Below are 23,650 nucleotides of genomic sequence, written 5' to 3' on the forward strand. Positions count from 1 at the left end.
ATTCACGTTCAGTAAATATAGGATAATTGGCCAGCGCGATGGTGAAATGGATTTTAATAGTGGTGATTGTGTCTGCATTGGGAGTGGCACTTAGCAGTGAGGCGTTAGCTAAATCGCTGGCCGAGTTGGTCGCTTTTGTCGGCTTAATTGCCTTGGTGTGGCATCGTCGTGTGCACACCAAGACAAAACCTAAGTCGATGCGCTAGCGGAATTCGGCTCTCAACGCCCTGACTTTTTCGAACATCACTTGATTTGTCGCCTCTTGCGGCGCAACCGGCTCTCCCGCTTCGACCTCAATTCTTGACCAAAAACGGCTTGGTAGCCCTTTGCAGGCGCGCCCTTTGTAACGGCTAAAGTAACTGCCCCACATGCCTTTTAGTGCCATTGGGATAACCGGAACAGGGCTTCGGCGTAAAATAATATCCATGCCACGCATAAATTCTTGTACCTCGCCATTGTGCGAAAGCCTGCCCTCAGGGAAGATACAAACGATATGGCCGTGATTTAACGCCTGCTCCACTTCAGTGAACGCACGGCGAATAGAGCCACGTCGCTCAGCCGAAATAGGGATCACGCCAGCACGATTGAGAAAGCCGCGAATAGGCTTGAAGTTTGCGTAATCTTCTTCCATCACAAAGCGGATCAAGCGAGGACAAACCGCGCTGAGCAGCAGCGCATCCATATAACTAACGTGATTACAAACAATTAACGCGCCGCCCTGCTTGGGAATATGATGCAGGTTCTTATGCTTAACTCGATACATAGTATGGGTCAGCACCCAAACCAAAAACCTCACCGCAAATATGGGTTCCTTGTGGATCAGCTTAATCACCATCAACACATTTAATACGGCAATTAACTTAAATACCCCAATTATCGTCATTTCAAGCACCGATAGCGCGACAATACCAAGCACAGCGCTACCCACCATGAACAGCGAGTTAATAATATTCAGTCCGGCAATTACTTGCGCGCGTTGCTTTTCATCGGCACGTTGCTGCATCAGAGCGTATAGTGGCACGATAAACAGGCCCCCGGATGCGCCAAGTAACAATAGGTAGCTAAACAGAGGCCAGAGTTGTTGGTAGCTGATAAATTCCATCAAGGTGTGAAAGCGCGGTAACTCGTTGGGAACGGCTTGGGCCATCAGCCAACCAAACAGGCTGATCCCCACGCTACCGATTGGCACAATACCGATATCAATTCGGTTGTTGGACAATTTGTCACAAGTTAGCGAGCCTAGCGCAATTCCAATTGAGAATAGCGCCAGTAAGAAAGAGACGGCTGCCTCGTTACCGCGCAGATGAATTTGGGTGAAGTTGGGAAATTGAGTCAAATACACCGCCCCCAAGAACCAAAACCAACTGATGGCGATCACACACCAGAAAATCGTATGATCTTGACGAATAATGGCCAGCGTTGCCTTGGTTTGTCGATAGGGCTGCCATTTAAAGCTTATGCTTGGATCTCCAGCGGCGGCAAACGGAATACTCCGGCTTGATAGGTAACCGGCAATGGCAAACAGGACAACGGCCCCGGCAGCAAGATAGCGCGCACTCTCGGCTGAGGCGATAAATCCAGCCCCGATGGTGCCAAGTAATATGGCGAGAAAGGTGCCAGTCTCAACCAAAGCGTTGCCTGATACCAGCTCTTCTTGTTTGAGCTGCTGGGGAAGTAAGGCATATTTGACTGGACCAAAAAAGGCCGATTGCGTGCCCATTAAAAACAGCAGCAAGAGCAAAATCAGATAGCTTTGGGTAATAAAACCAATTGCACCCAGCAGCATGATCGAGATTTCAAACAACTTGACCTTGCGAATGTACCAAGATTTCTCGTATTTATCGGCAAGCACGCCTGCAGTCGCAGAGAAAAGAAAGAAGGGTAGGATAAACAAGCCAGCTGCTAGGTTGATAAACAGATTACTTGAAATCGGCAGCGCAGCGCTGCCAGCGAACGCGACGAAAATTAACAGCACATTTTTAAAGATATTGTCGTTGAACGCACCAAAGAACTGAGTGACAAAATAGGGTAGAAAGCGTCGCGAGCGAAGCAGTGTGGATTGGTGGTTAGCCATCAATGTTCCTTATGATTGCCAACTGGCAAGATAGTTTGAGATTAAGTCCGGGAGTCGCTGTTTACCATCGACGGAGTGCGAAGATAGAATCGGTCCTACAATAGTCAATATACCCAAGTGACCGACTTGGCTAAAAACTGAGGGCGGCTAGCCTAGCAAATCTCGCTGAAACTGCATCTTGAGGTCACTTGGGTATATATTATGAACCATGGTTTATAACGTCAATGCTTGTGCTGGTGGTGTTTCGTGACCTTGGTTACAGCATTGCGCAATCTGCAATATCCTGATACATCAATTCAACGTCGCAAAGTTCCAAAACTAACAGGATGACGTTACTATGATGTTGCAATCATCCATCTATCAAGGAACTGTATGAAACGTTTACTCTCTCTTATCGCACTGATCATCGTCTCTGTGTCGGTTGCACCCTACGCGGAAGCAAAACGATTTGGTGGCGGTAAATCATTTGGTAAGAGCTTTAGAACAGCGCCGGCTCCAAAACAGCAACAGCAAAACACTAATACCTTACGTCGCGATCAAAACCAAACGCAGAACCCTGCAGCGGCTAACTCAGGGCGTCGTGGTATGATGGGGGGCCTTCTGGGTGGCCTGTTAGCGGGTGGCTTGCTCGCTGCGTTCTTTGGCGGAGCATTTGAAGGTATTCAATTTATGGATATTTTGATCATCGGTTTGATTGCCTATTTTGGATTTAAGCTGATGCGTGGTTTGCTTGGCAGTCGCCAGGGCAGCATGAATCAGTATCGTTCACAACCAGCGTTCGGTGGTCAGGCTCCGAATATGGATAGACCTAATATGCAAAGCTTTGAGCAGTCGGGTGCCCCTGAACAACCAAGTGCGCAGGGTTTCGGTGCTCAAACTGATGTCCCACATAACTATCCAGCCGGTTTTGATCAAGCGGCGTTTATTAATGGCGCTCGTGAGCATTACCGTATTTTGCAAGGTGCATGGAATCATAATGAGCTTGAAACGATCCGTGAATATGTATCAGCAAGTCTATTTGAAGATTTGAGCGCCGAGCGTGCAAAACTGTCTGGCGAACAGCATACCGACGTTATGTACGTGGACGCGGAAATTGTGCGTGCCGACTACGACGCAAACAGCGCTCAGCTCAGTCTGCAATTTACGGGTCGTTATCGTGATACGGTTGAAGCGATTGAAGAGGATATCCAAGATATCTGGCACCTAGAGCGCGATTTGACCGTCCCTAATGCCCCATGGCTGATCGTCGGCATCCAAAGCTAACTCACTTGTTATTCAGTTTACAACGCCCAAGCAAACGCTTGGGCGTTGTGCTTTTAGGTACTCTTAACCTATCTCTAACTTCTATACCCAAGCAAATCTCGCTGAAACTGCACCTTGAGGTCACTGGAGTATAGATAAGGTATATAGTTATAAACTTAAGCTGGCAGATATTATCCAGAACTTTCGTCCCCCAAGCTTATCTTGAACAAACAGACAAGGAGTCGCTGAATGAATAAGCATAAACACGAGCAGCTATCACAACAGCAGCAAGACCAACTGGATGCGGCTGTTTTCCGTCGCTTGCTCGCACACCTTGACGCGAATAAGCAGGTACAAAATATCGACTTAATGATTTTGGCAGGCTTCTGCCGCAATTGCTTTAGCAAATGGTACAAGGCAGAAGCCGAGCAACTCGCGTTGGACATCGATATCGACGATGCGCGTCAAAGAGTGTATGGCATGACTTACGACGAGTGGAAGACCAACCATCAACTCCCAGCCACCCCGGAGCAACTCGCGGCCTTCGAGGCCAAAAACAAGTAAGTTTCGAGGTTCGAGGATGGGTGTTGCCCTACGAGGAGCGAGGAGTCCAGCGCGCGTTGTGGGTGACTCGCTCACCGTAAGCGAGGTTGCGAGCTTTTAATCTAAGTAAACGGCGGCACCACTTTTTGAGAAACGATGAAACTACCACACCTAGCAGACTACTCGTACCTCGGAACAAAGTGTAACTCGTCCCTCGCACCTTTCTTCGCACCTCGGAACGAAGTGTAACCCGATCCTCGCCCCTTTTTAATTTTTAGGCTGTGCGTCAATGCATTGACCGTGTATGTCTCGTCCTTCTGGTGCCATGAGATACAGATAGAGGGGCATGATATCGAGTGGCGTTTTCAACTCTGAGGCATCCTCGGCTGGAAAAGCTTTGGCGCGCATTCCTGTGCGAGTGCCACCAGGGTTAATTGCATTGACTCTTAGGTTGGAGTCACTGTATTCATCCGCCAATACTTGCATCATTCCTTCAGTGGCAAATTTAGAGATAGAGTAGCTCCCCCAGAATGCACGTCCTTGGTGACCGACGGTTGAAGATGTAAACACTAGTCGGCCATCTTCACTTTTCTTTAATAGGGGTAACAGCGCCTGGGTCATCAACATGGCCGCTTTGACGTTGGTCTGCATTACTTCATCAAACATGCTCTCTTCTATCTGATCAAATGGGCACAGGACACCAAGTGCGCCTGCATTGTGCAGCACCCCATCCAGTTGGCCAAATTGTCCCTCTATGGTATCAGCCATGTCGAGATAATTCTGTTTAGTCGCTCCCATCATATCCAAGGGGATAATGGCGGGCTGTGGGTAGCCTGCAGCCTCAATTTCATCGTAAACTGCTTCGAGCTTGTCGACTGTTCTACCAAGTAAAATGACCGTGGCACCATATTGTGCAAAACTCAGAGCGGCCTGTTTACCAATACCTGCTCCTGCTCCGGTAACTAATATAACCTTGTTTTTTAATGTATCAGCTGAGACTAAGTAATCCAAAATACGATTCCCTATTACGTCGTGTAATCAAGTATGAGGTAGTGAGTCCCTAAGTAACTTTTGAGGTCGTTGGCTCTCCTTTACCGGGAGGATTGCTTTGCTTGTTGTCTTCTGTAGGGATCGAAGCGATAGATTCAATCTGTTCGCCCTCGGCACCAATTAACCAAGCAAATATGAACAAAAACGCACCTTTGAGTTACTTAAGTATAATTGTCAGTTGTGTTTATTTCTTCCTGAACAGTACAATAGCCTAACAATAAAGTACAAAACAATAACTACGTTCGGCTTAATTGAACACGGTGACACCGATGGATCTTGTTTGCTCTGTTGTGAGACAGTTAGTCGTGCAATCTGGTTCTAAGCTTACAGCTGATCTGTTTTGTCGGTATTTGAAATATGATAGAGGGAAGAATATTGGAATTTTTGTTGGACTACGGTCTATTTTTCGCCAAAATCGCCACGATAGTGATTGCTATCGTTGTGTTATTAGTGTTAGCAAAGGCGGTCAATGGTAAGCAAAATAGAACTAAAGGTGAGTTAGAGATCACTGACCTCAGCCAATCTTATAAGCAAAACATCGAGCAACTTGAACATCATCTACATGATGCTGCTTTTATCAAGGCTCGAGATAAAGCTGAGAATAAAGCTGAGAAAGAAAAGAACAAGGCACGCGAAAAAGAGATTAAAAAGGCTGAAAAAGAAAAGCAGCTAGATACAAAGCGTGAACCACATCTGTTTGTTCTTGATTTTCATGGCAGTATTGACGCTAAAGAAGTCGCGTCTCTGCGCGAAGAAGTCACCGCAATTATCTCGGTGGCTCGAGAGGGGGATGAGGTATTACTTCGACTAGAGTCAGGTGGGGGAATGGTGCATGGTTACGGTTTGGCTTCCTCTCAATTGGATAGAATTAAAGCAGCTGGTCTGCCATTGACTGTTGCCGTGGATAAAGTCGCAGCAAGTGGCGGTTATATGATGGCTTGTATTGCCGATAAATTAGTCTCAGCTCCCTTTGCTATCGTTGGCTCTATTGGTGTAATTGCCCAATTGCCCAATTTCAATAAACTGCTAAAAAAGCATGACATTGAATATGAGCAACTAACTGCAGGTGAATACAAGCGCACATTGACTATGTTTGGTGAAAACACCGATAAAGCTCGGGATAAGTTTAAGCAAGAGCTTGAAGAAACGCATGACTTGTTTAAAGATTATATTCGCCAACGTCGCCCACAGCTTGATCTATCAAGCGTTGCAACGGGTGAGCATTGGTTTGGTACCACCGCAAAAGACAAAGGTCTAGTAGACGAAATTACCACCTCTGACGATATTATTGTGGCAGCATGTAAAGACAAAACCGTGCTACAGATTCAATATGTACAGAAGAAAAAATTGGCAGACAAGTTGGTAGGCGTTGCCGGTGAAGTGGCGGATAATGTTTTACTAAAACTTATTCAGCGTGCTCAAAAACCGATTGTATAACCCCAAGATACTTAGGGCTACAATGTGAGTTGCCATAGCCTTCAGGGTCCTAACTCACTATTGTTGGTCTTTTGTCAGAAATAAGTAAATATTACTTATTTGGTTCACATACCAAATTGCATGCACAAAATACTAAAAAAGGCTCATAAATGAGCCTTTTTTCATATCAAGTGAAACTTGAAAGTTTAGATTGCAAAGTCTTCTAGAGACTTGCCTTCATCCAGCGCAGCTTGGATAACAGATGGAGTGCGGCCTTGGCCTGTCCATGTTTTCTCTTCACCCGACGCATCGACATATTTGTATTTTGCTGGACGAGGAGCGCGTTTGGCTTTTGGCTTAGTTTTAGTCGCTTCACCAGACAACGCAGAAATTAATGCTTCAACGTCGATACCATCTTTAGAAATTTGCTCGGCAATAGCAGCAAGTTTTGCTTCTTGTTCTGCTTTTGCTGCTTGCTCAGCTTCTGCCGCGTCGCGGCGTTCATCGACAACAAGGGTAAATTTTTCTAACGCTTCTTCAAGTTGCTCTAGAGTTAGTTCACGTGCGAAGGCACGAAGACTACGGATATTAAGTAGTGTTTTTGTTAGTTCCGACATGACTCTTCCCATTAATTAATTAAGTCAACATTAAATATCATATACCCAATATTAGAGTGTGACAATAATATATAGACAATATGCTCGCGCATACTATAGGAAGATTAAAATTTCGCAATCTAAATCGCGCTTTTATTGTCGCAAAAGTTAGAATAATTGCTTCATTTATTGACACTAGAGTCTAAAAATTGTTCCCACAGTAGTGAACTTATGCACTAAAACATCCTTTAGTGACTTTTTTATCTTATCTTTTGAGTGGTTTTTGTTCAAAATGTCGCAAAACAAATCATATGGCTAAAAATATTCTTTTTTTAACAAAAGTAGGGAATATCCTGCAGCTTTCACTGCAGCGTGATCTAGATCACGCTTGTGTGACGCTATCAGCTACTAAGGTTTTGCCTCAAGTTGACCATTGGTTAATTGAAGGTTTGGGGAAGGTTTCGCATCTGTAGCACGCTAGGTGCGCCTCTTAGGCGATGTGACAGTTATCTAGGTATAATGTGTTGCAAATCAAAATTCCATAAGTAGAATGACCCGCACCTAATGCTTGAGCATGTTAAATCTGTTGCAAATTCTTGTTTGTGAGGTGATTAATTTTAAAGCTCAAGCGGTAGAGGCGCGATAGTAGATCAGTAGCGTTGGTTGGGGTGATGCCAATGAACCCACGTGAAAGGCTCTATCGCCGAAGTAGACTTGCTCATCAAGGCAGTTTGCTGGGGTTGCGCTCGAAAGACGCAACACTGCCATAGTCTATACTCACAAGGTATGTGGGGTAGAAATTACTATGGAGCGCTACTGTGGGGTTGGGTTGGGCTTTCGCCGACCTTTCTTATCTCTAGCCATCACTTATCGGTGCTGGTTTCACTACAGTAGATCTCTGACCACATAACTACAATGAATTTGGTTTTTGAAGATCATGAATTTAATCGATTTTGCATCGTCCCCGATGTCATTAATACCAGCCTTGGTAGCTCTCACATTAGCGATTGTAACCCGTCGCGTATTACTCTCTCTTGGTGTTGGTACTGTGCTTGGTGCGCTGCTGCTTAACGGCTACTCTCTGTCAGCATCTGCAGGCTACGTAGGTTCGGTAGTCTCAAGTGTGTTTGTTGAAGACGGCGGTGTCAACGAGTGGAATATGAGTATTGTTGGCTTCCTTGTGCTTCTTGGCATGATGACCGCATTGCTAACCCTTTCTGGTGCAACTCGTGCTTTTGCAGAGTGGGCTCAGTCTCGAGTTAAGAGCAAGCGTGGCTCTAAGCTTCTAGCGGCATTTCTAGGCGTATTCATTTTTATTGACGACTATTTTAATAGCCTAGCAGTCGGCGCGATCTCTCGCCCGGTTACCGATCGCTACTACGTATCACGCTCTAAGCTGGCTTATATCCTTGATTCAACTGCAGCACCTATGTGTGTACTCATGCCAGCTTCAAGTTGGGGTGCTTACATCATGACGATCGTTGCAGGTATCTTGGTCTCTCATGGTGTAACTGAATACTCTGCAATCGGCGCTTATGTGCGCATGATCCCGATGAACTTCTACGCGGTATTTGCGCTATTGATGGTCTTTGCCGTGGTTTGGTTCCAACTTGACGTTGGTCAAATGCGTAAGCATGAGATTGAGGCCTCACAAGGCCATGGCTTTGAAGACGACAAGTCAGCAAAAGAAGAGCTCAACGAAGACCTTGGTATTGAGCCAAGTGAAAACGGTAAAGTATCGGATCTAATCCTACCTATCGTCGCGCTTATCGCAGCCACGGTAGTTGCCATGCTCTATACTGGCGGCTCAGAGCTTGCCGCGGAAGGCGAGGCCTTCAGCCTTCTTGGTGCCTTTGAGAACACCGATGTGGGTCGCTCGCTGATCTACGGCGGCGTGATCGGTCTGGTTGTCGCTCTTGTGACGGTATTCAAACAAGGCATGCCAGCGATTGAAATCGGTCATGCACTTTGGGTAGGTGCTAAGTCGATGTTTGGTGCGATCCTGATCCTGGTGTTTGCATGGACAATCGGTACGGTTATCGGTGATATGAACACAGGTAGCTACCTGTCGACACTGGTAGAAGGCAATATTGGTCCACAATGGTTACCGGTTATTCTATTCTTGCTGGCGGGTGTCATGGCTTTCTCGACCGGTACTTCTTGGGGTACGTTTGGCATCATGCTACCAATCGCTGGTGATATGGCAGCAGCGACGGACATCGCCCTGATGCTACCAATGCTAAGCGCCGTACTTGGTGGTTCGGTATTTGGCGACCACTGCTCACCAATCTCGGATACAACCATTTTGTCTTCGACAGGTGCACGTTGTAACCACATTGACCACGTAGCGACTCAGCTGCCCTATGCGGTATCAGTGGCTGTGATCTCAGCAGTTGGTTACATCACGCTAGGCTTTAGCTCTTCGATCGCAATCTCATTTGTTGCAACGGCAGTCGCCTTTGTTGCGGTATGCTTTGCTCTATCAGCAATGTCTAAGTCTAAGATGGCAAGCTGCGCGAAAGCGTAATTTGGTAAAAACGTAACGCTAAACGCCGCTTGATATTGTCGAGCGGCGTTTTTGTTATTTATGACTTCTATACCCAAGTGACCTCAAGTTAAAGAGTCTATTAAATTAGCTTGGGTCGATATGAGCGGTGACCAAGCGCTGTTTAAGGTAGTCAACGAATAATCGAGTACGAGTGTGCTCGTAATCAAGCTTGGGGTAGTATGCATAGACAGTTTGTTCCTCGGCACTAATATCGGGTAGGAGGCGAACCAATTGACCCCTCTTTACCTCATGCTCAATCATAAATTCACTGACGATCATTATCCCCATCCCTGCCTTTCCTGCATAAAAAAGGGCTTCTGGATTGGTGGTAGAGAAGTTACCACTAACCAGCAGACGCTTGTTGTTTAAGACACGGTATTCTCGCTCGGGGCGCTCGCCCCAAATCAACACATTATGATGTTGTAGATCCTCAAGGGACTCGGGCTGACCATACTTTTCGATATAGCGTGGCGCAGCATAGAGGCCGACTTGGCGTTCTAACAGTGGTGTTTGTCTCACACTGAGTGAATTAAGTTGCTCTAATTCACGAGAAATAAACACATCGAGGTTCATCTCGGGAATTTGGCCAGGCACTGTGGTGATTAGCTGGATACGAATATCAGGATAAAGCTCTAGAAACTCGTTTAAATACTGCACAAGAAACTTAGAGCCCACTGCAACCGTCGCGCCAATTTTAAGCAAGCCCTTGGGGGATGCGCTCAGTGAGCGAGTTTCATCGACCAGAGATTGCCAGCCTTCAATCGACTTTCGACTGCCATGATAAAACAACACCCCAGCCTCTGTTTGCGATAAAGAGCGGGTAGTCCTACGCAATAGTTGAGTCCCTATCTTGTCTTCCAACCAACTCACACGCTTACTCACCGCCGAGCTTGTGGTGTTCAACCGACGAGCTGCGCCATTAAAGCTCCCTTCCTCAACCACCTTAATATATGTATTGACACACTCGATCCAGTCCATGGTGTCCCCCGTTTATTGTTTCCTAGTTGGAATTAATCAGTTTCCATAATGCCCAATTATCACAGTTGAAACAATAATATAGACTACGGGCATGAATAAAAATAACCCCTCATTTAATCCTACCCCGATGCTGTTAGCGATGATGATCATTGCAACTGGCCAAGTTGGTGTGAGTATTTACTTACCCTCACTGCCACTGATGAGCGACTCATTGGTGGTGAGTTCAACGGACATCCAGTTGGTGGTGACGCTGTTTCTGATTGGCTTTGGTGGCTCACAGTTGTTTTATGGTCCGTTATCAGACGCCATCGGTCGTCGCCCTGTGTTCTTTATCGGCCAGGGGATTTATATCTTGGGAACCCTGGTCTGTCTAACATTAGCAGACAGCTATTTGGCGCTGGTGGTGGGTCGTCTATTACAGGGCTTGGGAGCAGGAAGTGCCTCGGTGCTTGGTCGCACCGTGCTCAGAGACAGCTACGATGGTGCCCAGTTAACCAAGGCTCTGTCTTATATATCGGTGACCGCATCAATTATCCCTATTGTCGCTCCGGTCTTGGGAGGGTGGTTGGCCTTTGAGTTTGGTTGGCAATCTGTTTTTGCGGCTGTATTGGTTTATCTTGCTGTGATTATTGGCCTTGGCTGGCGAGTACTGCCAGAGACCTTACCATATGCAAAAAAGCGATTTAAACCAGGCACAGTGGCGGTGAATTATGCCAAGCTGATGGTCAACTGGCAGGTGATTCAAAGCGCAAGCTACAACTGGATTACATTCTCTGGCGCAGTGGTCACGCTAAGCCTATTGCCGTTCTTAATGCAGACTGTGCATGGTATGACAGTTGCCCAGTATGGTAGCGTGATGCTTATTCCTTCACTGGGCCTATTGGCCGGCACCATTGCCCTTAATGTTCTCAACCGTCATCTAAGCTCACAGTACTTGCTTGCCTTAGCAATGGGGATTGTGTCTATCGCGGGTGTGTGGCTGTTAGCGAGTACCCCTAGCGCTCATAGCCTGGTGATTGCTTTTACTGGTTTTGCCTTTGCTCAAGGGCTGTCCTTTCCTATCTCAATATCGCTGCTGCTCACCCCGCATAAACAACAGGCGGGTGCGGTCTCGGCCCTGTCAGGTTCGGTGCAAATGATCCTAGCAGGTCTTATGGCTGCAGTACTGGTTGAAGTTTGGGTAGTTGATCAAGCTAGCCTTGGACGCTTTTACCTAGTCTGTGCCGGGTTGATGCTGTTCTTTTTGTCCTCGAGAGTCCTCTATCAGTTTATATTGGGCGGCGAAGAGAAGTTAGACGATTACAATAATGAGCATATCTAGTAACAAAGTGTTGCTAGAGATTTGTTAATGTAATTAGCCTAAAGAGTAAAAGTTGGTTTATTACGTGGCACAGTCGCCAAATTGTGGTTAAAATCGCGCGTTTTTTACTATACGGCGACATAAAATGAGCGTGTTAACCCTTCTTCAGGCTGGTCTGATTATTGGCGGTCTGACCTTTATCTTCATGCTGGTGCAAGCATGGCGAGCCAAGCGCCACACAGAGCAAACGACCAATGTAGTCGCAGTGGGCGCAATTGGTGCTTTTGCCAACTTCTGTGACACCTTAGGTGTTGGCAGCTTTGCGATTAAAACCGCTGGCTACAAACAGTTTAAATTAGTTGATGACAAAGACTTGCCCGGCACCTTAAACGCGCAAGCCGCCCTCGCTACTGTGGTTCAATCGCTGATCTTTCTTACCGCAGTTGAGGTCGATATTACGACACTCTTGAGTCTGATTGCGTCGGCTTGTGTTGGTGCGACGATTGGAGCCCGTTTGGTTGCCGGACTTGATCGCCAAATGATTCGTTTAATTATGGGCTGTGCTCTGCTTGTCGTCGCGTTACTCATGTTTGCCGGTCGTCTTGAGCTGATGCCCCTTGGTGGCACAGAGATGGGACTGTCAGGGACAAAACTGATTGTGGCCATTATCGGTAACTTTATCTTTGGCGCCCTGATGACCGTGGGAATTGGTTTGTATGCGCCATGTATGACGATGATCTATTTGCTGGGCATGAACCCGATTGCGGCGTTTCCAATTATGATGGGATCGTGTGCGTTTCTGTGTTTCTTTTCTGCAGGCAGCTTTATCCAGCGTCGAGCACTGAATACCCGCGCGGCCCTCTCTGTGGCGATCACAGGTCCTATTGCCGTCCTTATCGCCGCATTGATTGTTAAGTCGTTAGATCTCGACACGCTCGCGTGGCTGGTTGCCTTTGTCGTGCTCTATACCTCAATTACTATGTTTCGTTCATGGTTGGCAGGTAAGGAAGAGTCAGCTAAGGCTGTTACTGCGCAATAAGCGCTGGTACAGGCTGGTCGCGTTAAACAAGTGATAATAAAAAAGGGAAATGCGCTCGCGCATTTCCCTTTTTTTAACCAATGATTTCCAGCGAGGTATTAGCCCTCTTTGGCAACCTTGCGCAGCAAATCATTGCGCACAATCTCTAGCGCTTTCAATGCAACCTCTGGGTCAATGTCATTACTCTCAAGTAGAAAAATCAGGTCTACTGCAAGCTTGATGTCTTCAGGTGCCTGTTCAAGACCATTATTTGGCTGGGTATCTGTCGTCATTATTGGTGCTTCTCGCGATAAGTAATTTGTCGTTCAATTTTGAGCTTGGCGCTCCGGCAACGCTCAAGCCTCTGCTCAGCAGTGAGCAGCGCTTGCTGGGCTTGTTGCTGATAAAACGCTGGGGCAGTGTTTAATGCGCGCTGTTTGTCTAGCACCATCTCATGCAAGCGTCTTTCCCACTCCTGGTGCTGTGCCAGCTCTTGATAAAGCACGTTGATCGGCTTGCGAAAATAGCTCGAGTGCTTGGGTTCTCTTGAGCGAATCTTAACCGTGGAGAGCTCACGCTGAATCGCGGCGATTTGGCTGATCAAGCGCTCGGTAAGGTATTCGGCTCGCAATTGAGTGAGTAGTCCTGCCTCTTGTTCACGGCGAATAGAGTTGACGATGGATCGGGTTTCTGCAACGCAAGGTACCAACAATCTAGAACGGGATTGAAACAGCCGCTCATCAAACAGCGGCAGGTGGTGTTCCCCCCTGTGTCGGTCGACTTGGGCAGCTTGCTGTGCGAGCTCGTCTAACAAGCTGTCGACTTTTTCCATTTCAACCATGAAAATTACCTATGCTGATCAAAGACTGACTTAAAACCATGCATCAATCGCCAGTTTGACGGCGAGCACGATCACAACGGTAACGAAAACGGGGCGGATAAATGCAGCGCCAAAGCGTATCGCTGAATGTGCACCGACGTAGGCCCCCAACATCAAGCAAACGCCCATGGTTAAGCCTAGCAGCCAGTTAATATGACCGAGAAGGGCAAAGGTCACCAGAGAGGTAAAGTTACTGGTGAAGTTCATTGCCTTGGCAAGCCCAGAGGCAAGCAAAATATTCAAGCGGTATAGTGCCATGGAGCTCACTGTCCAAAATGCACCGGTGCCGGGACCTGCAACACCGTCATAAAAGCCAAGGGTAAATCCTTGCAGATACTGCTTCTTATTTACTTTAGAGCACTTCGCTGGCAGCGTATTTTGATTGGCATTTTGCGACTTCGGCCACAAGGTGTAGACCGCCGTCATTAAGATCACCAAAGGTAGCGCTTTTTCTAGCCATTCAGTACTGATGGCGTCTACGACCAAGGTACCGGATATTGCGCCAATTAAAGTGGCGATAAAAGCCGGAATCCAAAAGCTTGGTTCGAATAAATTCTTTTTGTAATAGGTAAAGGCGGCCGTCGACGAGGCAAAAGATGCAGCCAGTTTGTTGGTACCTAGTGCGATATGCGGCGGCAGGCCTATCGATAGCAAGGCTGGGACGGTGAGCATACCACCACCACCGGCAACCGCATCAATAAATCCCGCAACGAATGCCACCAGCGCGAGTAGGGCTAACACACTCGGTTCTAAAAATTCCATAACTTCTTTCTTATTGTTTATTTGTGTATTGTGCGCTTAAACGGAGGTAATGAGTCCAAGAGAGATTTTCCGTAACGCTTTGAAACCACGCGGCGATCAAGCAGGTAGACTTTACCAGAATCGGCCTCTTTACGCAGCAGTCGCCCAACAGATTGGATCAGCTTTTTACTCGCCTCGGGGACCGCTATCTGCATAAAGGGATTGCCACCACAGCGTTCGATATACTCCGAGTGAGCTTGCTCCACCGGTGAGGTTGGAACGCCAAACGGTATCTTGGTAATGATCAAGTTAGTCAACTCATCACCGGGTAGGTCCAAACCCTCTGAAAAGCTGCCAGTACCAAATAGCACGCTGGTTTTACCGCATTGGACCAAGGTTTTATGTTTTTTTAGAATTTCAGCCCTTGATGCATCGCCTTGAACCTGTAGTGCCCAGCCCTTTTTAGTGAACAGGGTCGCGAGCTTCTCCGCTACCTGATTCATCTGCCAGTAAGACGAGAATAGAATCAAATTAGCCTGTTTGTCTTCAATTAACTTAGGCACAATATCTATAAGATATTCGGTAAATTGAGGCGCTGAAGGTTCGTACTTCATTGCCGGGATGATCAGCTCAGCTTGATTTGGGTAGTCAAAGGGCGAGGCCAGCGCCAAGAATTTAACCCCATCTTCCGCACGTTCACTAATCCCGGCCTGGCGACAAAAATAGCTAAATTGATTGAGCGCCCTAAGGGTTGCAGAGGTGACCACCGCACCAATACAGCGACTCCATATCTGTTGGTCAAGCTGCCAGCCAACCTCGAGTGGTGACACGGAGACGATGAAATCACCCTCACGATCTGGGTTGAGTTCAAGCCAGCGGGCAAGCGGTGCGCCTTTCTCACGCGACGGCTCTGCCATTAAAGACCAAACCTGAGCAAGGTTGTCACAGCGCTGAATGTAAAAGCCGAGTTCGGCCAAGGCAGGCTCGGCGAGCCTTGATGCCAGCTCGCCATCTTTTACTCGCTCTGAGATCAGATCGGCGATCTTACCAGTAGACTGCGCTAGCTTTTGCGTGCTGCTCTTGAGCCCCTTTGCCTCCTCAAACAGCCAAGTCGGCAGTTCACCGTTTTCAAAGCGATAGATACCCTCATCAAAATGAGCCGGATCAAATTGCTTAGGCATTTGAGTTAAGGTCGGGATGATCGTTTGAATCGCTTCCTGCAGGTCGTTTCTAAACCGAGCTGCGCGCTTTTCATCGGCCAAACTGGCGTATTTGGTGATGACCTGATTCAGACGCTCCAGCCAAGTTGCGGCGCCTTTCAGGCTCGCCGCTGCTGATGAGTGCTCACGAGCCACATGAGGCAGATGGTGTGCTTCGTCAAACACATAAATGGTGTTCTCAGGCTCGGGTAAGATGATGCCGCCGCCGAGGTCCGCATCGGCCATTACTAGGCTGTGGTTGGCAATGATCACATCCGCCTTGTCCAAATCAGCACGCGCTTTTGAGAATGGACAGCCACGGTGTGCTGGTAAGCTGTTATTGCAAGAGTGTTTATCGCTAACAATCAGCTTCCACAGCTCATCTTTAATCGGCTTGGGCCAACTATCACGATCACCATCCCACTTACCCTCACTCAAGGCTTTGTGCAAGCGAGCCAGCAGTTCGACATCTTTTGCTTTTGGCTTGCTCTCAAACAGGGCGGTTTGCCCGCCATCTTCGCCAGAGACGACGGCAAGTTTTTCGGCACAACAGTAGCGTTGTCTCCCCTTGGCGAGAATAAATTCGAAATCGAGATCGGTAATACGTCGATAGAGCGGCAGGTCTTTGTTAATCAACTGCTCTTGAAGTGCCACGGTCGCGGTTGAGATCACCACTTTACGGTTATTCAGCACCGCAACAGGAATAGCGCCCATCAAATATGACAGAGACTTACCAATCCCCGTTCCTGCTTCAGCCACAATCATGCGTGTCGATTTATGGTACTCCCCGCAGAGTGATTTCGCGATCTCGGCAACCAGATAGTTCTGTGATCGGCGCGGGACAAAGTTATCAAGCTGAGCCTGAAGGTTTTGATAGCTCGTACGAATCGATTTTTGGATGTTTGGTGTCAGCATATGGGGTCCTGTTGAGTGAACCGGCGAGTCTAGCACATTTGACTGGCTATCAGGTAATAAACACTAGAGTTGTGTTGCTTGCAATAAATGTGATCTAGATCACAAAAACACCTAGTAACAACACAGCGTTAAGTCAGGAGAAGAGTAATGAAAATGAAATGTTGCAAACTAAAGTTAACAAAGTTTGCAATTTTGCAATGATAGGTTAACTGCTCTAATTATCAGTAGTTTGTTCTAAATTTGAGATGTTTCAACTGGTTACTAAATAACCATGAGATGATGAAAGAGAAGTTGATGTAAAAAATGCAAAATCATTTAAGTGTCTGAAAACTATCGATATTTATCTTTTTTGACATCTCTTTGGTCGGGTTTGACATAAATATTTATCTTTTGCACTCTGCCGTTAGACATTTAACGGCGCGAATATCATGCCACTAAGAGCATGAATTGGCGCCAATAAAACTAAAAAGGGAACCAGGATCGGTATCCCATACTAAGAAAAGGCAGTGGAAATTATGAAAAAAACCTTACTAGCATTAGTTGTTGCTTCAGCAGCAACGTCAGTAAATGCAGCAGAAATCTACAAAACGGATGACAGTGCGATTGACTTTTACGGTCAGTTGCGTACTGAGCTTAAGTTCAAAGATGCAGATAATCATAAGGCAGATTTGAGTTCAGGTTCATCACGCATGGGTATTGATGGTAGTCACGCCCTATCAAGCTCTGTAGATGTTCTGGGCAAGGTTGAAGTGGGTGTACGTGACAATAAAGATGTTAATGTACGTTTGCATGAATTTGGTTTTGCAGGTGATTTTGGCACAATTAAGTTTGGTAAGCAGTGGACTACGGGTGAGGATATCTATGGTGCTGATTACTCTTATTTCTTCGGTGGTACGGCGCTGCGTGACCGTACACTAAGTGACGCATTGCATGATTCACAAGTGAAATACAACTACACGGCTGACAGCTTTTGGGTACAGGGTAGCTGGGGTCTAAACGAGAACGAATCAAACCAAGACTTGTATGAAATTTTTGCTGGTACAGAGTTTGGTGCTCTAAACCTTCACGTTGGTGCGGGTGTTAACCGTGACTATGCACATGTAGTTGGCGAAGATAAATCTGACACTGATGCACCAAAAGATGTTAAGGCTGACCTGCAAAATACTTACTTTGAGCTAACGACTGAGTACGCCTTAGGTGATCACTTAATCGGATTTACCTACTACAACGCTGAGGTTGAGCGCAAAGACTCATCGCTGACGGTAAAAGAAAATGCGTTTTCACTGGCTGGCATCTTCCAGGCAACAGAAAAGACTGCGCTATACGGCGGTTATGAGTTTGTCGACCAATCAGCATCTGGCGCTGACATTGTAGATGGTGATGGCACGCTTATCTACCTAGGCTTGGAACACCGCTTCAATAGCTGGGCACGCACTTATGCAGAATATGCTTACGCTGATGGTACGACACTAGGCTACAGCAACAAAGGTTCTGAGACCGTAGTTGGTTTCACTACAGCTGATGGTGAAAGCAATTTTGCTATCGGTGCGCGTTTCTACTGGTAATCTAAACAGTAATGTTAATAGGGCTCGGCACTGACCGAGCCCATTTTTATTATGGGAATCCATTAAGCAAAACAACACGGTTTTTCGACTGCGCGAGCAATAGCCTCTACCAACCTAGCTATATCTTCTCTTTGACTAACAAATGGCGGCATCACATAAATCAGCCTTCCAAACGGACGTATCCACACCCCTTTTTCAACAAAGTGACACTGTATCACCTCCATATTGACGCTCGAATGTGTCTCAACCACGCCAATTGCCCCTAACCAGCGGACATCTTTTACTTGAGGGTAGACCCGGAGTTTAGGTAAAAGCTGAGCAAATGTCTGCTCAATACTAGCGACCTGTTTTTCCCACTCTCCTTGCAAGAGTATCCCCAAACTTGCGTTTGCGACTGAGCAAGCCAGTGGGTTAGCCATAAAGGTCGGCCCATGCATAAAACACCCTGCTTCGCCGCCGCAAACTGTATTGGCGACCTCACGACTGGTTAAGGTCGCTGACAGGGTCATATAGCCCCCGGTCAGCGCTTTGCCGACACACATGATATCTGGCACAACGCCTGCGTGCTCACAAGCAAACATTTTGCCGGTACGGCCAAATCCAGTGGCGATCTCGTCTAAGATCAATAGCACGCCATAACGATCGCATAGATCCCTGACGCCGCGCAGATAATTAGGGTGATAAATACGCATTCCGCCAGCCCCTTGGACGATAGGCTCAAGGATAACCGCGGCAATCTGGTGATGATGGTCGGCGAGCTTGCAGTGAAAATCATTGAGATCTTCAGGATCCCAATCGCCGCCAAAGCGGCATCTTGGCGACTGAGCAAACAGGTGCTCGGGTAAAAAGCCTTTATAGAGCGAGTGCATTGAGTTGTCAGGATCGGTCACTGACATCGCAGCAAACGTGTCGCCGTGATAGCCGTGGCTTAGGGTGAGAAATTTGGGCCGAGATTGGCCTTTGGCGTGCCAGTATTGCAGCGCCATCTTAAGGCTAACTTCCACCGCCACCGAGCCCGAATCAGCTAGGAAAATGTGTTCCAGGCTATCAGGGGCAAGTTCTAGCAGCTTTTTGCCGACATCAATGGCGGGCTGATGGGTGATCCCGCCAAACATCACATGTGCCATGGTGTCTATTTGCAGATGTGCAGCTGCATTGAGCACAGGGTGATTATAACCATGGATCGCAGCCCACCATGATGACATGCCATCGATCAGTTCGGTACCGTCTTCTAAGATTAAGCTGACACTATGCGCACTCACGACGGGGTAGCAGGTCAGAGGTGATATTGTTGATGTGTAGGGGTGCCAGAGATGCTGGCGGTCAAAGGCGAGATCCATAGCCATGAATATTTCCTGGTGATTGAAAAGTAAGCTAATGTCAACCTCGTTAAGTTAAACGAGGTTGACACCAAAAAAGGTCGAGGTAGACTAACCAACAATCGGATTAAAATCAAAAGGATTCATTTTGCAAGTTCGTCACAATTGGACAGTAGAGGAAGTCCATTCACTGTTGGCTAAGCCGTTTATGGACTTAGTTTTTGAAGCACAGCAGGTTCATCGGCACTTTCAGCAACCGAATCAGGTTCAAGTCAGTACGCTGCTTTCGATCAAAACAGGTGCCTGCCCAGAGGACTGTAAGTATTGCCCGCAAAGTGCTCGGTATACGACCGATGTCAGTAATGAACCACTTATGCAAGTCGACAATGTCCTGCAGGCGGCGCAGAAAGCCAAAGCCGCGGGGTCAACCCGTTTTTGTATGGGCGCGGCGTGGAAGAACCCAAAGCAAAGGGATATGCCGATGCTTACCGATATGATCAAAGGGGTCAAGGCACTGGGGTTAGAGACGTGTATGACGCTCGGTATGTTGACACCAGACCAAGCACAGACCCTAGCTGAGGCCGGACTCGACTACTACAATCATAATCTCGACACCTCTGCCGAGTACTACGACAAAATTATTACCACTCGTACTTATCAAGATCGGTTGGACACGCTCGCCCACGTTCGCGATGTGGGCATGAAAATCTGCTCCGGCGGGATTATTGGCATGGGTGAAAATCACGATGACCGAGCCGGATTACTGGTAGAGCTGGCTAACTTGCCTACCCAACCCGAGAGCGTGCCAATCAATATGCTGGTTAAGGTTAAAGGTACGCCACTAGAAGAGGCTGAGGAGATTGATCCTTTTGATTTTGTGCGCTTGATTGCAGCGGCGCGCATCATGATGCCGAAATCGGCGGTACGTCTATCGGCAGGGCGAGAAAATATGAACCCTCAGATGCAGGCTTTGTGTTTTTTGGCAGGGGCGAATTCGATTTTCTACGGCTGTAAGCTGCTTACTACCCCAAACCCAAGTGAGGATAAGGACTTGCAGCTATTTGCCAAGCTTGGGATCAACCGAGAGCCGGCCGTGCAAAAGCCTGACGAGATTCAAGCGAGTGAGCTGCTTGAGCGTGTTGCTGAGCGAGTGACAGCCAGGCCGGGCAAAGACGATCTGTTCTACGATGCCAGTGTCTAAGTTTGCGCAGCGCATTGATAAAGCACTGCAATCGCGTAGAGAGGCAGGGCTTAGTCGAGCATTGCAACCTGTGATCGCTGGTAATCAAACCGAACTTGAGTGTGATGGTCGGCGATTTTTCAATTTTTCCAGTAATGATTATCTTGGTCTCGCTCATGACCCTGAGTTACTTAAGGCTTGGCAGCAGGGGCTAAGCATCTATGGCTCAGGCAGTGCTGCGTCACCTTTGGTGACGGGGTTTAGTCATGCACATCAAAATCTCGAAAGCGCCTTGTGTGATTGGCTAGGCTATGACAGGGCGATTTTGTTTAGCAGTGGCTTTAGTGCTAACCAAGCAGTGCTATTTAGCCTATTACAACCGGGCGACCGAGTGATCCAAGACAAACTCAATCACGCCTCGCTTATCGAGGCAGGGATCTTGTCGCCGGCGACGATGCGCCGTTTTCGCCACAACGATATCTCTCATCTCCAACCCATGCTGAGGAAAGATTGCGTCAACCTAGTCGTGACGGAGGGGGTGTTTAGCATGGATGGCGACTGTGCCCCTTTGGTTGATATTGAGGCCGCGTGTGGTGAACATTCCTGGTATATGGTCGATGATGCCCATGGTGTCGGAGTGTTGGGTGAAGAAGGCCGTGGCAGTTGCAGCGCAGCGCGGGTGCATCCGGACATCTTGGTGGTCACATTTGGCAAGGCTTTTGGCTTATCCGGGGCAGCAATCTTGTGTAGCGAAATGCTCGGTGACTATTTGACCCAATTTGCTCGTCATCACGTCTATTCGACGGCGATGCCGCCAGCGCAGGCACACGCTACAACGCATGCGATTAGCATGATTCGCTCCCAGCAGTGGCGTCGAGACAAGCTTGGTGAGCTATCGGCCCTGTATCATAAAGAGTTACAGGATCTGAATGAGTATCGCGCCACGTCTACGCCGATCAAACCCTTTGTTGTTGGCTCAAGTACCCGCGTAGTGGCGATGGCTGATTACCTTCGGCAACAAGGCCTGTGGGTGACCCCAATTCGTCCACCAACGGTTGCAACCAATACAGCGCGACTGCGCATCACCCTGACAGCCAACCATACAATCAAGCAAATCAAAACCTTGGCAGCAGGACTGCGTCAAGCGATACAACAATAAGGAGCCGCTTAATGGGGGCAGTCTCTTCTAGTAGCGATACTTTTGATGACAAGAATGCGATTGCTGAGGCTTTTGGCCGTGCAGCGCAAACCTATGATACTCACGCACAATTACAGCGGGACGTGGGTCAGCGTCTAATGGCTCAGCTGCCTGCGGACATGCGTGGTATGCGGGTACTCGACCTAGGCTGCGGGACAGGGTACTTCTCTCTTCAACTGCTCAATCGCGGGGCAACGGTGGTGTGCGCTGACTTGTCCAGTCATATGTTGCGTAGAGCGCAAGTGCGCTGTACTAGCCCGCGTGCTAGTTTTATCCGGGTTGATGCTGAATCTTTGCCATTTTCCGATGGTGAGTTTGACGTGGTATTTTCCAGTCTAGCGTTGCAGTGGTGTCGTGATCTCAGTGTCCCGCTCTGCCAAGCGCGTCGTGTGACCAAACCTGGTGGATTGATCGTCTTTAGCACTTTGCTCAAAGGAACCTTGTGTGAGCTGGAAGCCGCATGGGCGCAAGTGGACCAGTGTCAACACATAAATCAATTTATCACCTACAATCAGGTAAAAGTTGCGTTAGCTCAAGCGAGCTGCACTCATAATGCACTAGACTTGCCGACCATTGTAATGTGGTACTCATCGGCCTTAGCCGTGATGAGAGACCTTAAGGGGATTGGTGCAACCCATGTAGCGGGGCGCGGGCAGGGCCTGACTAGCCGTCAAACCCTGCGCCAAGTCGAGTCGGCTTACCAAGAGTTTAGAAGTCAGGAAGGTCTATTACCTGCAACTTATCAAGTTTGTTTAGGGGTTATACAGCATGATTGATGCTTTTTTTATCGCTGGTACAGATACTGATGTCGGCAAAACCGTCGCGTCAAAAGCTATTTTGCAAGCACTGAATGCTCAGGGGAAGCGCACCATCGGATACAAGCCTGTGGCTGCGGGTAGTGAACAGACTGAATTGGGACCACGCAACTCAGACGCTCGTCATTTGCACTCCGTTTCGACGGTTGAGGTGAGCTATGAAGACGTTAATCCTTATCCATTCCTGTTGCCAGCTTCGCCACACATCGCCTCAAAAGCAGAGAATGTTGCGATTGATTTCAGCTTGATTTCGCAAAAACTTGAGCAACACAAGCAAAATTCTGATGTGGTGTTAGTTGAGGGCGCAGGTGGTTGGCGCGTGCCAGTTAATGACCACGAGTCATACTCGAGTTGGGTGCAGCAAGAGAAACTGCCGGTCGTGTTGGTGGTCGGTATCAAGCTCGGTTGCTTGAGTCATGCTATGTTGACGGCAGAAAGCATTATTGCCGATGGCCTTGAGATTGTCGGCTGGGTAGCTAACCGAGTCAACCCGGGGGCGGAGAATTACTCCGAGATGATCAAGTGCCTTGAAACTCGCATCCCAGCTCCTAAGATGGGGGAGATCCCGTACACACCTAACCCGAAACGCAAGAACTTGGGTAAGTACATTGATTTAACGCCACTACAAAAGTAGTGATCAAAAAAGCCAGAGCTGAGTCTCTGGCTTTTTTATCTGCAATACCCAGCCATCATTGCTCGCGAGCAAGCCCCATTAGCGCAAACTGTGTCTCAGCAATCTGTTGGTCTTTATCGTCGTTAACAGTAGGCAAGCCTAGCTGTTGCTTTGCTTCATTTTCCGAAAGACCTAAGTGACAGCATAGTAGGTCAATGGCCATCTGATACTCGTTGTTTACTTGTGACATCCTATTATCCTTATTTTGTTTTCCTTAAGCCTCATTTGGCAATTTAAACCCTGCTTGACCCTATCTCAATACGACCATGGTCTAATACTATTTGTGTAATGTTAATTAATTGTTGTTGCAGTTTTGAGTTTTTTGACGGAGATCTCAATCTGTTGTAAGCCCTTGTTGTGCTTATGTTGAGAGGCTCTCAAGGAAATACCACTGTTAACA

At 47.7% G+C, this 23,650-nt stretch carries 22 protein-coding genes and 1 riboswitch; of the genes, 12 read left to right on the top strand and 10 right to left on the bottom strand.

The features are described from left to right. Window positions 1–38 precede the first annotated feature (38 nt). Window positions 39–206 (top strand): hypothetical protein, encoded by a 168-nt coding sequence (locus tag ACZ5R2_RS07320; protein WP_464901642.1) that lies wholly within the window; start codon window positions 39–41, stop codon window positions 204–206. Here the strand turns inward: ACZ5R2_RS07320 and ACZ5R2_RS07325 are convergent. After that, window positions 203–2,074 (bottom strand): MFS transporter, encoded by a 1,872-nt coding sequence (locus tag ACZ5R2_RS07325; RefSeq protein WP_464901643.1) that lies wholly within the window; start codon window positions 2,072–2,074, stop codon window positions 203–205. The genes ACZ5R2_RS07320 and ACZ5R2_RS07325 overlap by 4 nt on opposite strands. 372 nt (window positions 2,075–2,446) lie before the next feature. On the opposite strand from ACZ5R2_RS07325, the gene ACZ5R2_RS07330 reads away from it, so the two are divergent. Together ACZ5R2_RS07330 and ACZ5R2_RS07335 are read left to right on the top strand one after the other, a co-directional pair. Continuing rightward, entirely contained in the window at window positions 2,447–3,337 is an 891-nt protein-coding gene (locus tag ACZ5R2_RS07330) for a Tim44 domain-containing protein (RefSeq protein ID WP_464901644.1), read from the top strand. 228 nt (window positions 3,338–3,565) lie between these two features. Continuing rightward, window positions 3,566–3,880: a DUF1244 domain-containing protein gene (locus ACZ5R2_RS07335; RefSeq protein ID WP_464901645.1), complete on the top strand. Its 315-nt coding sequence runs from the start codon at window positions 3,566–3,568 to the stop codon at window positions 3,878–3,880. 246 nt (window positions 3,881–4,126) lie between these two features. On the opposite strand, the gene ACZ5R2_RS07340 is transcribed toward ACZ5R2_RS07335, so the two are convergent. Further along, window positions 4,127–4,870: a YciK family oxidoreductase gene (locus ACZ5R2_RS07340; protein ID WP_464901646.1), complete on the bottom strand. Its 744-nt coding sequence runs from the start codon at window positions 4,868–4,870 to the stop codon at window positions 4,127–4,129. Window positions 4,871–5,284: 414 nt separating this feature from the next. Here ACZ5R2_RS07340 and sohB point away from each other — a divergent pair, with 414 nt between their 5' ends. After that, window positions 5,285–6,346 carry a protease SohB gene (gene sohB, locus ACZ5R2_RS07345; protein WP_464901647.1) on the top strand — a complete coding sequence of 354 codons (1,062 nt, stop codon included), beginning with the start codon at window positions 5,285–5,287 and terminating at the stop codon, window positions 6,344–6,346. A gap of 185 nt (window positions 6,347–6,531) precedes the next feature. Here sohB and ACZ5R2_RS07350 read toward each other — a convergent pair whose 3' ends face one another. Next, window positions 6,532–6,942: an H-NS family histone-like protein gene (locus ACZ5R2_RS07350; protein WP_464901648.1), complete on the bottom strand. Its 411-nt coding sequence runs from the start codon at window positions 6,940–6,942 to the stop codon at window positions 6,532–6,534. Between the two features lie 603 nt (window positions 6,943–7,545). Then, a riboswitch (Lysine riboswitch) is annotated at window positions 7,546–7,745 on the top strand. 113 nt (window positions 7,746–7,858) lie between these two features. On the opposite strand from ACZ5R2_RS07350, the gene ACZ5R2_RS07355 reads away from it, so the two are divergent. Further along, window positions 7,859–9,448, top strand: a complete 1,590-nt coding sequence (locus ACZ5R2_RS07355) for a Na+/H+ antiporter NhaC family protein (protein ID WP_464901650.1) — start codon at window positions 7,859–7,861, stop codon at window positions 9,446–9,448. A 105-nt stretch (window positions 9,449–9,553) separates the two neighbouring features. Here ACZ5R2_RS07355 and ACZ5R2_RS07360 read toward each other — a convergent pair whose 3' ends face one another. Beyond that, complete coding sequence (locus ACZ5R2_RS07360; protein WP_464901651.1) at window positions 9,554–10,447, bottom strand: LysR family transcriptional regulator; 894 nt, start codon at window positions 10,445–10,447, stop codon at window positions 9,554–9,556. A gap of 91 nt (window positions 10,448–10,538) precedes the next feature. Here ACZ5R2_RS07360 and ACZ5R2_RS07365 point away from each other — a divergent pair, with 91 nt between their 5' ends. Further along, window positions 10,539–11,768 (top strand): multidrug effflux MFS transporter, encoded by a 1,230-nt coding sequence (locus tag ACZ5R2_RS07365; protein ID WP_464901652.1) that lies wholly within the window; start codon window positions 10,539–10,541, stop codon window positions 11,766–11,768. Between the two features lie 124 nt (window positions 11,769–11,892). Then, a complete protein-coding gene (locus ACZ5R2_RS07370) occupies window positions 11,893–12,786 on the top strand; it encodes a sulfite exporter TauE/SafE family protein (protein ID WP_464901653.1) in 894 nt (297 codons plus the stop codon). Window positions 12,787–12,884: 98 nt separating this feature from the next. Here ACZ5R2_RS07370 and rsmS read toward each other — a convergent pair whose 3' ends face one another. From rsmS to dinG, 4 genes are read right to left on the bottom strand one after another with little or no spacing between them, the layout of a single operon-like run. Next, window positions 12,885–13,058, bottom strand: coding sequence for a pleiotropic regulatory protein RsmS (gene rsmS / locus ACZ5R2_RS07375; protein WP_464901654.1), 174 nt, complete (start codon window positions 13,056–13,058; stop codon window positions 12,885–12,887). Then, entirely contained in the window at window positions 13,058–13,606 is a 549-nt protein-coding gene (locus tag ACZ5R2_RS07380; RefSeq protein ID WP_464901655.1) for a primosomal replication protein, read from the bottom strand. The genes rsmS and ACZ5R2_RS07380 overlap by 1 nt, the downstream gene beginning before the upstream one ends. 30 nt (window positions 13,607–13,636) lie before the next feature. After that, window positions 13,637–14,407, bottom strand: coding sequence for a sulfite exporter TauE/SafE family protein (locus ACZ5R2_RS07385; RefSeq protein WP_464901656.1), 771 nt, complete (start codon window positions 14,405–14,407; stop codon window positions 13,637–13,639). A 17-nt stretch (window positions 14,408–14,424) separates the two neighbouring features. Continuing rightward, the gene (gene dinG / locus ACZ5R2_RS07390; protein WP_464901657.1) at window positions 14,425–16,500 is read right to left on the bottom strand and encodes an ATP-dependent DNA helicase DinG; all 2,076 of its coding nucleotides are present in this window, start codon (window positions 16,498–16,500) and stop codon (window positions 14,425–14,427) included. A gap of 515 nt (window positions 16,501–17,015) precedes the next feature. On the opposite strand from dinG, the gene ACZ5R2_RS07395 reads away from it, so the two are divergent. Beyond that, entirely contained in the window at window positions 17,016–18,065 is a 1,050-nt protein-coding gene (locus ACZ5R2_RS07395) for a porin (protein WP_464901658.1), read from the top strand. A gap of 62 nt (window positions 18,066–18,127) precedes the next feature. On the opposite strand, the gene bioA is transcribed toward ACZ5R2_RS07395, so the two are convergent. Next, window positions 18,128–19,405 carry an adenosylmethionine--8-amino-7-oxononanoate transaminase gene (gene bioA, locus ACZ5R2_RS07400; RefSeq protein ID WP_464902332.1) on the bottom strand — a complete coding sequence of 426 codons (1,278 nt, stop codon included), beginning with the start codon at window positions 19,403–19,405 and terminating at the stop codon, window positions 18,128–18,130. Between the two features lie 127 nt (window positions 19,406–19,532). Here bioA and bioB point away from each other — a divergent pair, with 127 nt between their 5' ends. The 4 genes from bioB to bioD are packed head-to-tail and all read left to right on the top strand — an operon-like array spanning window position 19,533 to window position 23,211. Continuing rightward, window positions 19,533–20,585, top strand: a complete 1,053-nt coding sequence (gene bioB, locus ACZ5R2_RS07405; protein WP_464901659.1) for a biotin synthase BioB — start codon at window positions 19,533–19,535, stop codon at window positions 20,583–20,585. Next, window positions 20,578–21,723 (top strand): 8-amino-7-oxononanoate synthase, encoded by a 1,146-nt coding sequence (gene bioF, locus ACZ5R2_RS07410; protein ID WP_464902333.1) that lies wholly within the window; start codon window positions 20,578–20,580, stop codon window positions 21,721–21,723. Before bioB ends, bioF begins: the two co-directional genes overlap by 8 nt. Window positions 21,724–21,734: 11 nt before the next feature. Next, window positions 21,735–22,538: a malonyl-ACP O-methyltransferase BioC gene (gene bioC, locus ACZ5R2_RS07415; RefSeq protein WP_464901660.1), complete on the top strand. Its 804-nt coding sequence runs from the start codon at window positions 21,735–21,737 to the stop codon at window positions 22,536–22,538. Then, a complete protein-coding gene (bioD, locus tag ACZ5R2_RS07420; RefSeq protein ID WP_464901661.1) occupies window positions 22,531–23,211 on the top strand; it encodes a dethiobiotin synthase in 681 nt (226 codons plus the stop codon). The genes bioC and bioD overlap by 8 nt, the downstream gene beginning before the upstream one ends. A gap of 55 nt (window positions 23,212–23,266) precedes the next feature. On the opposite strand, the gene ACZ5R2_RS07425 is transcribed toward bioD, so the two are convergent. After that, window positions 23,267–23,440 carry a hypothetical protein gene (locus ACZ5R2_RS07425; protein WP_464901662.1) on the bottom strand — a complete coding sequence of 58 codons (174 nt, stop codon included), beginning with the start codon at window positions 23,438–23,440 and terminating at the stop codon, window positions 23,267–23,269. Window positions 23,441–23,650 lie beyond the last annotated feature (210 nt).

This window comes from Vibrio sabulosilitoris, assembly GCF_055391395.1.

What these genes read in the sequence shown, in the direction of transcription:
- ACZ5R2_RS07320 (WP_464901642.1), top strand. Translation starts at nt 39, where the DNA reads ATGGTGAAATGGATTTTAATAGTGGTGATTGTGTCTGCATTGGGAGTG.
- ACZ5R2_RS07325 (WP_464901643.1), bottom strand. Translation starts at nt 2,074, where the DNA reads ATGGCTAACCACCAATCCACACTGCTTCGCTCGCGACGCTTTCTACCC.
- ACZ5R2_RS07330 (WP_464901644.1), top strand. Translation starts at nt 2,447, where the DNA reads ATGAAACGTTTACTCTCTCTTATCGCACTGATCATCGTCTCTGTGTCG.
- ACZ5R2_RS07335 (WP_464901645.1), top strand. Translation starts at nt 3,566, where the DNA reads ATGAATAAGCATAAACACGAGCAGCTATCACAACAGCAGCAAGACCAA.
- ACZ5R2_RS07350 (WP_464901648.1), bottom strand. Translation starts at nt 6,942, where the DNA reads ATGTCGGAACTAACAAAAACACTACTTAATATCCGTAGTCTTCGTGCC.
- ACZ5R2_RS07355 (WP_464901650.1), top strand. Translation starts at nt 7,859, where the DNA reads ATGAATTTAATCGATTTTGCATCGTCCCCGATGTCATTAATACCAGCC.
- ACZ5R2_RS07360 (WP_464901651.1), bottom strand. Translation starts at nt 10,447, where the DNA reads ATGGACTGGATCGAGTGTGTCAATACATATATTAAGGTGGTTGAGGAA.
- ACZ5R2_RS07365 (WP_464901652.1), top strand. Translation starts at nt 10,539, where the DNA reads ATGAATAAAAATAACCCCTCATTTAATCCTACCCCGATGCTGTTAGCG.
- ACZ5R2_RS07370 (WP_464901653.1), top strand. Translation starts at nt 11,893, where the DNA reads ATGAGCGTGTTAACCCTTCTTCAGGCTGGTCTGATTATTGGCGGTCTG.
- rsmS (WP_464901654.1), bottom strand. Translation starts at nt 13,058, where the DNA reads ATGACGACAGATACCCAGCCAAATAATGGTCTTGAACAGGCACCTGAA.
- ACZ5R2_RS07380 (WP_464901655.1), bottom strand. Translation starts at nt 13,606, where the DNA reads ATGGTTGAAATGGAAAAAGTCGACAGCTTGTTAGACGAGCTCGCACAG.
- ACZ5R2_RS07385 (WP_464901656.1), bottom strand. Translation starts at nt 14,407, where the DNA reads ATGGAATTTTTAGAACCGAGTGTGTTAGCCCTACTCGCGCTGGTGGCA.
- dinG (WP_464901657.1), bottom strand. Translation starts at nt 16,500, where the DNA reads ATGCTGACACCAAACATCCAAAAATCGATTCGTACGAGCTATCAAAAC.
- ACZ5R2_RS07395 (WP_464901658.1), top strand. Translation starts at nt 17,016, where the DNA reads ATGAAAAAAACCTTACTAGCATTAGTTGTTGCTTCAGCAGCAACGTCA.
- bioA (WP_464902332.1), bottom strand. Translation starts at nt 19,405, where the DNA reads ATGGATCTCGCCTTTGACCGCCAGCATCTCTGGCACCCCTACACATCA.
- bioC (WP_464901660.1), top strand. Translation starts at nt 21,735, where the DNA reads ATGGGGGCAGTCTCTTCTAGTAGCGATACTTTTGATGACAAGAATGCG.
- bioD (WP_464901661.1), top strand. Translation starts at nt 22,531, where the DNA reads ATGATTGATGCTTTTTTTATCGCTGGTACAGATACTGATGTCGGCAAA.
- ACZ5R2_RS07425 (WP_464901662.1), bottom strand. Translation starts at nt 23,440, where the DNA reads ATGTCACAAGTAAACAACGAGTATCAGATGGCCATTGACCTACTATGC.